Raw genomic sequence first — 12,953 nt, 5'->3', positions numbered from 1 at the left:
TAAACGATACAGAGGGTTTTGAAGTAATGTTTACCCTAATCACTAGACTATAAGAGAATAGCACCAATCATGAGTAGACAATCATCTACCAGAAAAAGAGTGGTCCTATGTCAAGATTTAGTACAAGTTAAAATGAGAAAAAATTCCTCACATTAACTTGCTAGAAGCAGGCGGCCATCTTGGCTCTGCTCATATAGTTTTTCAAAGTCATTTGGTGACATATAATCACAGTGACTGTGGATACGTTTTGTATTATAAAATGCCTCTAGATATTCAAATACGAGGCGATAAGCCTGGTCGAAATCGAGGATATGAAATCGGTTCAGCCACTCCCGTTTTATGAGTGCATGAAATGATTCAATACATGCATTATCCCATGGGAAGGCCTTTTTTGAATAACTACGCTTCATATTTTCGGTTGCTTCGTTGTAGGCTTTTGAAACATACTGAGAGCCGCGATCGCTGTGTATAATCAACGGAAGATCTGTTTTGCGACGTGCTTTTGCTTTGGTTATGGCATCAATTACACAAGAAACCTCTAACGTTTCTGAAAGTGTCCATGCAATGATTTTCCTGGAATACAAATCCATAATGCTTGTCAGATAGACAAATCCGTCTACGGTCCAAATATAAGTGATATCGGTGCACCAAACAGCGTTAGGGCGGTCAGGATTGAATTGTTCATCAAGGATATTTTGAAGTTCGTTACTAAAATCAGAATCTTTTGTAGTGATTGTCCATGGTTTTACCCATTGCGCTTTAATTCCCATTTCCTTCATGTAGGTACCAACCGTTCGTTCTGCAATAACTTCTCCCTTTTTTTTGAGCTCTTTGGTGATTTTGGGAGCACCATAGTTTTGTTTGGAGCCATCATAAATCTCTCTTATTTTGGCCTTTATAGTTTTCTTTCGTACGAGTGTATTTGAAGGAGTTTTTCTTAAAAATGCGAAATATCCCGATCGTGAAACGCCTAAGATTCGCAGCACTCTGGAGACAGAAACACGGCGTCCGTTTTTCTTGGAAGCTTCTGTCTTCTCAGATACTTCGAGGTAAATGGCTTGCGTCATTTTCCCAGAATGCCGATGGCTTTTTTTAACACATCAAGTGCATCCTGTGTGTCGCGCAATTCACGCTTAAGACGGGCAATCTCCTTTTCTTCATCCGAAGAGAAATTTCCAGAGCCTCTAGATTCGAGATCACCTGTCTCACGAAATTCTCTTTGCCATCTTGATATAGACTGGTGGCTGATTCCAAGATTGTTGGCACAGCCAATCAAACCAAGCTCCTTGTGGTCATGATAGTACTGGATGCAATCCAATTTAAATTGTTTGTCATAGTTCTTCGGCATAATGAGACCCTCCATGATTCAGTACAAGTATTGTACCATAATTTTTTATATTGGAATTTCTCATTTTGACTTGTACTATTTAAATTCTAACATCAATATTTTGTTTATTTTGGGGTGTAAGGTACTATTCCTTTATAAAACGTAAGCAACCACCAAATCCCAATAGCCGGTAACCATTTTAGTCCTACTTTTTGGTTACCAAGGGTATGCCACAAAACCTGCCAATAAATGAATATAGGTAAGTTTAAATTTACATGAAAAAAATAGTGCCAAATCCCAATCCTACATAATTCTATTTTTACAAAATTAGAGATAGCAGGAATTGCATAACAAGGGTGTAGCCTATTTTAACATGGCGATTTAAGCCTGAAATTTATTTATTGAAAGGCGGATGGCATATGAGAATAGGATATGTGAGAGTAAGTACAGTAGAGCAAAATGAGGAAAGACAGACTGAAGCATTAGAGAAACATGAAATTGACAAATGGTTTACGGAGAAGGTATCGGGTAAGGATACCAAGAGGGAACAACTCCAACTTATGATAGAGTATGTGCGTGAGGGTGATGAAATTTACATACTGGATTTTTTCTGACTAAGCAGAAGTGTCAAGGTCCTAATGGAAATTGTAGAATGTTTAGAAAAGAAAAAAGTCAGACTGGTAAACCAAATAGCTATGGGTTGCATTCTTTTTGACTGCATGATAAAATCAGACAAGTTATATTATTGTGGAGGGGTACATGAAAAACAAATCATATATCATGCATATTTTTATTATTATTTGTATTCTTTTGGTAGGTATTATTCGGATACTAAATATGTCTAATTTATATATGTACATAGTCTTTGCAGTTATGATTGCTTCAACTGCTTTTTATTATCATTTTAAGAAGAAAAAAGAGGATTAGAGAACTTGATATGATCCCTCTAAAGTAGACATGATAAATACCCCATATAGGACTTTTACATTTTATTGTCCTATATGGGGGAGCATATCACAGCTAGTGCGACATCCCCCTTTTTATATCTCTAATCCTTAATCCCATTATAATAATTGTTTTGCAGAATTTACAGTGATTTCAAGAACTCTGTTTGCAAATGGGAATTTTGCATTCATCATTTCAAAGTTTTTTCCGGAGTCAAAGAATTTAGCAGTTCCTTCAAGTAAGAAACCTGTTCCTTGGTAGTCGTTGAATCCTATAACTTCTCTACTGCCCAATGTTACTTTAACTTTATTGTTTACAGTAACATCAGCTTCTGTACTACGAAGTCCTGCAGCAGGAATTAGAATTCTTTCATCTTCAGTAACAACTAAGTAGGAATTCCATGTATTTGTTACATGTGGTTCGTCATTTCCCCAAGAAACAATAGAAACAACACCTTCGTGATTTAAAACTTCATATAATTTTTCTGTTAACATTTTAAAATACCATCCTTTTTATTAGATTATTTACTATATTTCTATATCACACATCTTTTGGAATTCAGATAAATACTATCGCGGATAAAATGTGTCTGTAATTAAAATACAATATAAAAATAGAAATGTCAATACATATAAATGGAAAATACAAAGAAAATATGATATGATAGAGTTCAATTAATTATAATATGTAGAATAAGAATAGGATAAATCAAGCATTAGAAGGAGTTAGAATGAAGTTTTCGGTTGGAGTAGAATACGCGATCCATTGTTTGTTATATATGGTTAATATCGAAGAGGGGAAATCAATCGGTATTAAAGATTTGGCAGCATTTCAAGGAGTATCAGAAACATATTTGTCTAAAGTATATACAAAGTTAGGCAAGTCTGGAATTGTAAAATCAGTGCCAGGTGCAAAAGGTGGATATGAACTTGCACGTGAAGCAAACGAAATAACATTTTGGGATATCGTTGAGGCAGTCGAGGGAAATGAGCCATTTTTTCAGTGTGCAGAAATTAGGCAAAATAATATACTATTAGATAAGAATAATTTGCCGGAATCGCATACAAAATGTCCTTGTTTGATAAGTGTTGTAATGCTAGAAGCAGAGCAGGAAATGAAAAAGTACTTAAGTACGAAAACCTTAGAATGGCTGCATAGTGAAGTTTATAATAATATTCTTACACAAGATACAGTCGATGAAACAAACAATTGGTTTAAAAATCGAATAAAGTAATAGTAGAGGCCTCTATGAGAATTCTTGCAGACGTGTTAACAATGCTAATTGTAGATGAAGGATAATAATATATAATATGTTAAACAAAACGAGTGGCATTATTGTTTGTCATTCGTTTTCATGTTTTAGAGAGATTCATGCAATCTGAATCATGACTTTGGTGACATATTCATTCTCATTTTGCACAGAAAAACCGTCAAGGATAGTATCCTCATAGGCATCCCCTGTTAATGCTATGTCATTATCCTCGGCATACTTTATTAAAATAGAATAAGCATTTTTAAGCGTGTCCCAGTTCCCAAGCCAGTTGATGCAAAGATAATTGCCCGCTGGCTTTTTTAATAAGGGCATTCCAACGGATGGCGCTACCGTTTTGAAATAATAGCGATTGTATGTTGTGTAATCGTGATTTTGCCAGGAGGACTGTGGAAGGATAGAGCCATATATATGACAATATAGATGGCGCTCATCGGTATTAATGAGGGTTCCTGAAATAGTCTTATAAATTGTTTCTATGGAATCTTCTGTTGTCTCAGGTGTAGCAAGCAGATGTTCTTCCTGCTGATATTCCTTATATGTTGAGTTAAAAGGAATTTGAAAGGATTTTTCCACGTTATTTATATGGTTTGAAAGCATTTGGTCTATCAGTTGAAAGTTCTTAAGATTTTCTCTGAGAAGTTTTTGTTTTTCTCTAAGAAGAGAGCATAAATTTTCAGGAGAACGTGAAGTAAGATAATTCTTGATTTCACTTAACTTCATTCCAAGCTCACTCAAGGAAAGGATGATTTCCAATTCCGGACTTTGCTCATATGAGTAATAGCGGTATTCATTTTCACCTTTGATAGCCGGAGAAAAAAGACCGATTTCATCGTAGTATTGTAACAAACGTTTTGTTGTTTTGTGTAGTTTTGCCATCTGACCTGTTGTCAGAAGTAGATTGTCCTGCATATTATTCTCCTTGGTTTTGCATTTCATAATTTTTTTGATTGACAGTCACGTAACGTGATACATTATGATTCGATTATACACCAAAACAAGGGAGATGAAAATATGCGGATTGAATTAAAAGAACTAGAAAGAAAAGATTATGATAAGGCAATCGAATTCGCCGTAAAGGGGATGAACTTCAACCGATACATGGAAAATGAAAAGGAACTCTATATGTACGGAAAATACTTCTTGTATATGGAAATGCAAAGAGCAACACAAATGATAGCGGCTTACATGGAGGGAAAACTTGTTGGATTAGTATTGGCTGATGTGAGGGAAGAACCTAAAAGGTATCGATCCATTTGGAAAGGGCTCTATGTAAAAACCATGGAGCTCATTATGAAAGTCATATTAAGAGACAAGGATTTTTCTTATAAGGATGCAAACAGGAAAATGCTTCAAAATTATAAGAAGAGGGCAAATCCTGACGGTGAAATATGTTTTGTGGTTGCAGATCCTAATATGCAGGGGAAAGGCATAGGTTCTTACATGATGAAAGAACTGGAACAACGGGAGGCTGGCAAGTTGTTATATCTATTCACAGACACCAACTGCACCTATCATTTTTATGAGCATCGTGGATTTGAACAAGTTGAAAGTCAGGATATCATGCTGCAGCTTGGAAAAGAAGTTCCGTTGACATGCTTTTTGTTTAGCAAGCAAATGGTAGGTGAAAATGAGGTTAAATAAGATGTCGATATTAGTAAAAGAAGAAGTAAATACCGGAAGACAGTTTGAATTTGATGTGGCAAAGACTCTTGCAATCTTTTTTATGGTCATTGTTCATGTCTGCGACAATATGAGTGTATTGGACAGCAGTATCATGCCGCAAAGCTTTTTACATTTGGTTATTAAATTTTTTGGGGCGCCCATGGCTGCACCGATTTTCATGTTTGCCATGGGAGTAGGAATGGTATATACAAAGCATGATTCTCCAAAGGAATTTGCCAGTCGTGGTGTTAAGCTAATTCTGATGGGATATGCGTTAAACTTTTTTAGAGAAACCTTGCTCATGATAATTGCAAAGGGAATGGAATTGGAAACAGACTATCAAAAGGCGTTAATCGATACCATCGGAACCATAGATATATTGCAGTTTGCAGGAATGGCATTTCTGCTTGTGGCGCTGATGAAGCAATTATCCTTAAAGCCTTGGATGCTGCTGTGTGCAGCTCTTGTTTTTCAGGTGTTTGGAACACTTTTTATAGGCTCCTTTGATTCTGTTCCTAAAGTATTACAGTATGTTTTGGGACTGATGTTCTATACAAATCACTATATCGCATTTCCTGCAACGCTGTGGCTTATATATCCGGTTATGGGAATCTGCTTTGCTTATCTGCTTCGGCGGGTTAGTGATAAACATAATTTTTATAGCAGAGTGCTGTGGCTTAGTGTTGTGGCATTAATCAGTGTTACAGCGGGAAGCGTTGCGTTGGGAATTGATGTCAGATGCTATTTTGTGGGTGCACGAGATTCCTATTATCAGCAGAACTTCATCAGCACCCTATGGATTGCAAGTATCATAGGTGTTTCCATATCTGTATACTATTATTTTTCCTGTTTGATTGAAGGAAGAATACAAAATACCGTGAAATATATATCGGCAAATCTGAATACCATCTATATTATGCAGTGGCTTTTAATCACCTATAGTATAGCGATAAAGGAAATCTTAGGGCTTGGAAATCTTACAGTTTATTGGGTTATTCCAATCGGCGTATTAATTGCTGTTGTCTGTATGTTTTTCACTTGGGTATGGAATCATATGAAACAACGGTTATGAATATATAGACTTGTTTAATCTTCATGCTCATCCCCATACAGATTGTGAAGAAATTTATTATACTGAGTCTTTGCAAATTCATGTGTCTTAGGGGAATAAACCACCTTTGGAATAAAGAAGCATGCAGCAATTAGCAGCAAAACTTCCAAAATAAGTAAAGCTATCACAAATTCAACCTCCATTCATAGAGCTATAATTGAGCGTTTGCAAACAATATTTATATCAAAATTGTATTTTGACTATTTGCCTTTTTTAATCATCAATCATATTATAAGAGGTTTGATTTGTAAAAACTCACGAAATAAGGTATAGTTATATAACAATCGTATTTTGCAATGTGGTTTAGGACTTCGAAAATATTTCTGTAATTGGATATGGGGGCTTAGCCACACAACAAAAATTGTATAAATATTTCTACGGCAGGATACCCGATATTCATAATTTGACGGTAGATGTGTGTGCTTTTATAAATGTGATTTGCCGACTAAATTATAAGCAGCATGGCGGAAATACAACACAAAGTGACTGAAATAAAAAGTTACCACTTTACTTTACAATCAGATACCTTTATAATATTTTCTAGTACGATTTTTAGAAAGAGGAGGAAACAGAATGGTACAATTATACAAAAACGGTGCATATTTATTAAATGGCACTGAAATTATTGAAGACAATGAGCAAGCAAGCGCAGCATTAAGCAGTAAGCTGGGTTCTGCGGTTCCTTCCAAGGAAGAAGCAGCAAAAGGAACAATTGCATATCGTATATTAGAAAGACATAATACATCCGGAAGCATGGAGAAGTTAAAGCTGAAATTTGACAAGCTGACCTCCCATGATATTACCTTTGTAGGAATTATACAGACAGCAAGAGCGTCAGGACTGGAGAAATTTCCGATTCCTTACATACTGACCAACTGCCACAACAGCCTTTGTGCAGTAGGCGGAACAATCAATGAAGATGATCATATATTTGGACTGACCAGTGCGAAAAAGTACGGTGGTGTCTATGTTCCTCCTCACCAGGCGGTTATTCATCAGTATGCGCGTGAAATGCTTGCAGGCGGCGGCAAGATGATTCTTGGCTCCGACAGCCATACCAGATATGGAGCGCTTGGAACAATGGCAATCGGAGAAGGAGGACCGGAGCTTGTTAAGCAGCTTTTGTCCAAAACCTACGATATTAATATGCCGAAGGTAGTGGGCGTTTATCTTACCGGAAAGCCGCAGAAGGGCGTAGGACCTCAGGACGTTGCCCTTGCTATCATCGGTGAAGTGTTTGCAAATGGCTATGTAAACAATAAGGTAATGGAATTTATCGGAGACGGAGTGGCGAACTTAAGCGCTGATTTTAGAATGGGTGTTGACGTAATGACAACAGAGACCACCTGTCTCTCCTCGATTTGGAAGACAGATGACACAATAAAAGAGTTCTATGAAATTCACGGAAGAAAAGAAGACTATGAGGAGCTGAATACGGACAAGGTTGCTTACTATGACGGTATGATTTATGTGGATTTAAGCAAGGTAAAGCCGATGATTGCTATGCCGTTCCACCCGAGCAATACCTACACCATTGAGGAGTTGAATGCCAACCTGATGGATATCCTTGCAGACTGTGAGAAGAAGGCACTTGTAAGTCTTGGCGGAGCAGTGAATTTCAGCCTGAGAGACAAGGTGAGAAACGGAAAGCTTTATGTAGAGCAGGGAATTATTGCAGGCTGTGCAGGCGGCGGCTTTGAAAATATTTGTGATGCGGCGGATATCTTAAACGGCGCAAGTATCGGATCGGATGAGTTTACATTGAGTGTATATCCGGCAAGTACTCCGATTTATATGGAAATTGTGAAAAACGGCAGTGTTGCGAAGCTGATGGCAGCAGGAGCAGTTGTGAAAACAGCATTCTGCGGACCTTGCTTTGGCGCGGGCGATACACCGGCTAACAATGCGTTCAGTATCAGACACTCAACAAGAAACTTCCCGAACCGCGAAGGCTCTAAGCTGCAGAACGGACAAATTTCTTCAGTTGCACTTATGGATGCTCGTTCCATTGCGGCTACGGCAGCAAACAAGGGATATTTGACAGCGGCAACAGATATGGATGTTGATTTTACAAATCCAAAATATTTCTTTGATAAGACAATATATGAAAATCGTGTATTTGACAGCAAGGGAGTTGCAGACCCAAGCGTTGAGATTAAGTTTGGTCCAAATATTAAGGATTGGCCTGAAATGTCAAATCTTACTGACAATATGCTGATTAAGGTTGTATCTGAGATTCATGATCCTGTTACGACAACGGACGAATTAATTCCGTCCGGAGAGACCTCCTCATACCGCTCTAACCCGATTGGACTGGCAGAGTTTACGCTTTCCAGAAAAGATCCGGAATATGTAGGAAGAGCAAAGGAAGTGCATCAGGCAGAGAATGCAAGAAGAGCAGGACAGGCACCGGAGGAAGCATTATCCGAGCTGAAACCTGTATTTAAGACAATCAAAGAGAAATACGCTTCTGTAAATAATGAAAATACAGGAATCGGAAGTACGATTTTTGCAGTGAAGCCGGGAGACGGTTCCGCTCGTGAACAGGCTGCATCATGTCAGAGAGTGCTCGGTGGCTGGGCGAATATTGCCAATGAGTATGCGACAAAGAGATACCGCTCCAATCTGATTAACTGGGGTATGCTTCCATTTATTATTGATAAAGAGGAGCTTCCGTTTAAGAATGGTGATTATATCTTCGTGCCGGATATCAAAAAAGCAGTTGAGGAAAAGCAGACGGAAATGAAGGCGTTCGTTGTGGGAGACACACTGAAGGAATTCACTCTGAGGATGGGTGAGCTGACAGATGATGAGAGAAACATTATTTTAAAAGGATGCTTGATTAATACCTATAGAGACTAAAATTAAAACAAAGCAGAGCGAAGAATGCATGAAACACATTTTTCGCTCTGTTTTTATATCATAGGAAATGGGATATTTTCACTATTGATAATAAAAACAGAAAATACATGAAAATTAATACAATAAACAAAATATAAAAAAGAAAGCGACATAAAGAAAAATAATAATACAATAAATGACAAACTGCATTGACAAAATAAGACTCTTATGCTAAGATTAGCTTAACAAAGAGATAAAGCATATAAGACAATACGAATAATTAGAAAGAGAAAAAACTAATTAAAAGTATTCGAAGGAAAGAGGATGATTCCAGTGGGAATGCCAGAAGAGTCAATCGTTCAATATGCCGTGACGGGGTTTAAAAAAATGTCTGTGTAATTTAAATATAGAGAATTCCGGAAAAAAACAAATGAGAAATGAATCGGAGAGAAGAAACCGGAGATATATACGAGTGATCAGAAAACCCACATATTGAAGGAAGTCACGAAAAGAGTCTGATAGTTTTATAGAATGTGTAAAGAAACATTTTATAAAAGTGTGAAAGCAGATAGATTCATAGAAAATATTAGTTAATGCGAATTGAGAATTCAAGTTGAGAGACGAGAAATCTTGGCAAAGAATTCAAGAATTCAAATTAATGAATAATTCTAGAAAATGTATTTGTGAAAGCATTGAAAATGTACTGTGAAAGACATTTGAAATATCAGATTGCAACTGTCAATAATTGATGAAATGGGAAATACATAGTATATCAATATACACAGGCGTAAATCACAAAAGAAGCCTCCGATTAATGAAAAACAATAATGAAATGAAAAGTAATTGAAATAAAAACAATTGAATAGAATCAAATCACAAAAGAGAGTTTATGTTATGTTTGGCATAAATTCTCTTTTGCTGTGTACATTCGTTTTTTATCGCGTATATTTTAGCTTTTTTTTGACAAGATAATACCCATATGATACACTAAATACAGTGTAGGCGACAAAAAACATTGTGCGGACAATGGCAGAGGTGGATTGGTAATGGACAAGTATGAATACAGAATAAAAGCGGATCAAATCAGAAAGCTTGTGAATGAGGGAAATTTTGAAGCTGCAATGAAACTTGCAGATACGATTGACTGGAGACGAGTAAAAAATGTTTCCATGCTTTGTACCGTAAGCGATATTTATGAGAAAAACGGAAAATACGAAGAGAGCCATGAACTTTTGTTGATGGCTTATGACCGTTCGCCAATCGGAAGAATGATGGTATACAAGCTCGCAGAGCTCGCAATCAAGATGGAAGATTATGAGGAAGCAATTGATTACTACCGAGAATTTGTGCATTTATCACCGGGAGATATTGCGGCTGATATTTTAAAATACAAGATTTATAAAGCGAAGGGTGCTTCTGCGGAGGAACTGATTCCTATTATGGAGGCATTTAAGGAGAGAGAATATCACGAGGAATGGGCTTATGAGCTGGCTCATCTGTATCACGAAGCAGGAATGGGCTCTAGGTGCATCGAAGAGTGCGATGAGATTATTCTCTGGTTTAGTGAGGGCAAGTATGTAGAAAAGGCAATGGAGCTGAAGATGCTTTACCGCCCGTTGACGTCGGAGCAGCAGGAGAAGTATGAGCACAGAAATGATGTCAAGGAGGAAGAAACCGAATTCTTCGACGAGGATGAAGAGGACGATAGTGCCTTTTTGGACACTTCCCGGTTGGAAGTAATTACAGAGGAGATGTTTTCTGAGGAGGTAGACCCGGATGACATTAAAATAAAGCCGGTTAACCTTGGAAAATATGATACCATCAATTTGCAGGCGGAGCTTGCAAAGAGCATGGAACAGATTATGAGTGCAACAGAGAAGGAAGCTGTTGACACGACGATGGAAAATATCAGAAGATTGGTGGAAGACAGCCAGATTCTTGATTTGAAATTTGATGAAGAGCTTGAGAAAAATGAGATAGTGCCGGAGACTTTACAGGTTGAAATGCCGGGTGAGATGGAGATTTCCAAAGATGCACCGGATGAGAAGGTGAGCTTCGACAGAATACTTGCGCAGGAAAATGACGGACAGATAAGTCTTTATATGCCGGAGGCAAACATTCTGGAAAAACAGATTACGGGTCAGATGAAAATCGAGGATGTTTTGAATGAATGGGAGAAGATGAAATCTGCGGCGGAAGTAGCAATCAAGGAAGCGGAATTAAAGCGTCTGAACGAGACAAAGGGCAAAGCGCTTCAAAAAGCGGAAAATATTATGGCAAAGCTTGCTCTTATCATATCTGAGGAAGAGATGAAGGCAAACGGTGATGAAATTGTAGCGGCACTGGAAGCGAGCTTTCTTGAAGAGGATGCGGCACTGGCACAGGTTGCAGCTACGCTGGAAAATGAGCCGGATGACTTGAGCACGAGAGATATCGGGCTGGAAGAGATTGATTTAGATGGTATAAGTTTGAGTAATGAAGACATTGCGGAGATAAATTTGGATGAAGCAAGCCAATCAGAAGTAGATTTAAATCAGCCAGATTTAGCGGATGTGAACTTAGAGGAAGCAAGCCAATCGGAAGCCGATTTGAATGAGGACGCTTCAATAGAAACAATGACAGATTTGGCGGATGACCAAGACTTTGATTTAGATGAGGTAGGATTGGATGAGCAGACGCTTGCCGAGCTTGAGCTTGCGCAGGAAGAAAACGAGGTTTCCTCGAATATTGCAGAACAATCAGGCCAGCCGGTTTTGGATGAAGCGGAGGATGATGATAACGCCGCTGCGGCAATTGAGGGAAGAATCACGTCCAGCCTGCCGAAGAATCTTCAAGCTATGATTGAGGATGAGCTGGAGGACGAAGAGGATGACAGCAGGCAAGCAGATGAGAGTAAGAAAAGTCAGCCAGGCGGATTGACGAAGAGCCAGCAGGAGCTTTTCGCAGCATTTTTATCTGTGCGCGGTGTAGAAAAGTCATTAAATAAAATATTTGCTCCGATGAATGCGGCAAATCAAGAGGGAATTCCTTTTGAGGCGGGGAATATCGCATTGATCGGTAATGAGCAGACCGGAAAAACAACGCTTGGAATGGCAATTGCGAAGGGTGTTCAGATGGCACAGAATAAAAAGAGTGCCAAGGTTGCAAAGATATCTGCAAATTCCCTTAATACGAAGGATATGAAGCTCTTGATGGACAAGATGGAGGGCGGCGTTTTAATTATTGAAAAAGCCGGAAATCTTACGGAAAAGGCAATTAAGAATATTATGTCAACCATTCGTGAGGCAAATGAAGAGATTATGCTTATCCTGGAGGATACAAAAGCCGGAATAGAGGGCGTGCTGGGCAGAGATAAAGATTTTGCAAACCAGATAACCTACCGGATAGAGCTGCCGGAATACAATAATGATGAGCTGGTTGAATTCGGAAAAGAGTATGCAAAGACATTGATGTACGCTATCGATGATATGGCAATACTTGCACTGTATACATGCCTTGGGAATATCCAAAAAGATGAAGAAGCCCTTACCATTGAGCAGGTAAAGGACATCATCGATAAGGCAATTGCACAGAATAATAAGAAGAAATTCAAACGTCTAAAGGATGTCATTATGAAGAGAAGATATGATGAGGAAAAAAGAGTCATCTTACAGGAAAGCGATTTTGAAGACATCATATAAAAGTAATACAAGATAAAATTTGTAAATGCAAAAAAGGCTATCGTCTTGAAAGAGGCGAATAGCCTTTTTAATATGCACTTGTCTGCTTTGTCACGACCAACAAAACTATACAAA

At 38.1% G+C, this 12,953-nt stretch carries 12 protein-coding genes; 7 read left to right on the top strand and 5 right to left on the bottom strand.

Features of this window, described 5'->3' with window-relative positions; all coding sequences use genetic code 11:
* Positions 1-152: 152 nt before the first annotated feature.
* Positions 153-1,067, bottom strand: coding sequence for an IS3 family transposase (locus CTY48_RS04905; protein WP_099466477.1), 915 nt, complete (start codon positions 1,065-1,067; stop codon positions 153-155).
* Positions 1,064-1,348 (bottom strand): transposase, encoded by a 285-nt coding sequence (locus CTY48_RS04900; protein ID WP_099466478.1) that lies wholly within the window; start codon positions 1,346-1,348, stop codon positions 1,064-1,066. The genes CTY48_RS04905 and CTY48_RS04900 overlap by 4 nt, the downstream gene beginning before the upstream one ends.
* 398 nt (positions 1,349-1,746) lie before the next feature.
* On the opposite strand from CTY48_RS04900, the gene CTY48_RS04895 reads away from it, so the two are divergent.
* Both CTY48_RS04895 and CTY48_RS19565 read left to right on the top strand, forming a co-directional pair.
* Positions 1,747-1,941 carry a recombinase family protein gene (locus tag CTY48_RS04895; RefSeq protein ID WP_099467396.1) on the top strand — a complete coding sequence of 65 codons (195 nt, stop codon included), beginning with the start codon at positions 1,747-1,749 and terminating at the stop codon, positions 1,939-1,941.
* Between the two features lie 145 nt (positions 1,942-2,086).
* Positions 2,087-2,254 (top strand): hypothetical protein, encoded by a 168-nt coding sequence (locus CTY48_RS19565; protein WP_180272639.1) that lies wholly within the window; start codon positions 2,087-2,089, stop codon positions 2,252-2,254.
* Between the two features lie 137 nt (positions 2,255-2,391).
* On the opposite strand, the gene CTY48_RS04890 is transcribed toward CTY48_RS19565, so the two are convergent.
* The gene (locus tag CTY48_RS04890; RefSeq protein ID WP_099467395.1) at positions 2,392-2,766 is read right to left on the bottom strand and encodes a pyridoxamine 5'-phosphate oxidase family protein; all 375 of its coding nucleotides are present in this window, start codon (positions 2,764-2,766) and stop codon (positions 2,392-2,394) included.
* 236 nt (positions 2,767-3,002) lie between these two features.
* Here CTY48_RS04890 and CTY48_RS04885 point away from each other — a divergent pair, with 236 nt between their 5' ends.
* Entirely contained in the window at positions 3,003-3,506 is a 504-nt protein-coding gene (locus CTY48_RS04885) for an RrF2 family transcriptional regulator (RefSeq protein WP_099467394.1), read from the top strand.
* Between the two features lie 135 nt (positions 3,507-3,641).
* On the opposite strand, the gene CTY48_RS04880 is transcribed toward CTY48_RS04885, so the two are convergent.
* The gene (locus CTY48_RS04880) at positions 3,642-4,454 is read right to left on the bottom strand and encodes a MerR family transcriptional regulator (protein WP_099467393.1); all 813 of its coding nucleotides are present in this window, start codon (positions 4,452-4,454) and stop codon (positions 3,642-3,644) included.
* A 102-nt stretch (positions 4,455-4,556) separates the two neighbouring features.
* Here CTY48_RS04880 and CTY48_RS04875 point away from each other — a divergent pair, with 102 nt between their 5' ends.
* Entirely contained in the window at positions 4,557-5,186 is a 630-nt protein-coding gene (locus tag CTY48_RS04875; RefSeq protein ID WP_099467392.1) for a GNAT family N-acetyltransferase, read from the top strand.
* 1 nt (position 5,187) lies between these two features.
* Complete coding sequence (locus tag CTY48_RS04870; RefSeq protein ID WP_099467391.1) at positions 5,188-6,279, top strand: acyltransferase family protein; 1,092 nt, start codon at positions 5,188-5,190, stop codon at positions 6,277-6,279.
* A 14-nt stretch (positions 6,280-6,293) separates the two neighbouring features.
* Here the strand turns inward: CTY48_RS04870 and CTY48_RS19560 are convergent, their stop codons facing one another.
* On the bottom strand, positions 6,294-6,446 hold the full coding sequence (locus CTY48_RS19560; protein ID WP_180272638.1) for a hypothetical protein: 153 nt from the start codon (positions 6,444-6,446) through the stop codon (positions 6,294-6,296).
* A 445-nt stretch (positions 6,447-6,891) separates the two neighbouring features.
* Between CTY48_RS19560 and CTY48_RS04865 the strand changes: the two genes are divergently transcribed.
* Both CTY48_RS04865 and CTY48_RS04860 read left to right on the top strand, forming a co-directional pair.
* Entirely contained in the window at positions 6,892-9,180 is a 2,289-nt protein-coding gene (locus tag CTY48_RS04865) for a hydratase (RefSeq protein ID WP_099467390.1), read from the top strand.
* Between the two features lie 1,025 nt (positions 9,181-10,205).
* Entirely contained in the window at positions 10,206-12,839 is a 2,634-nt protein-coding gene (locus CTY48_RS04860) for a hypothetical protein (RefSeq protein WP_099467389.1), read from the top strand.
* The last annotated feature ends 114 nt before the right edge of the window (positions 12,840-12,953 follow it).

Origin of the sequence: Konateibacter massiliensis (genome assembly GCF_900184995.1) — a bacterium.
GTDB classification, from domain to species: domain Bacteria; phylum Bacillota; class Clostridia; order Lachnospirales; family Lachnospiraceae; genus Lachnotalea; species Lachnotalea massiliensis.
This window is presented reverse-complemented; position numbering and strand designations above follow the sequence as displayed.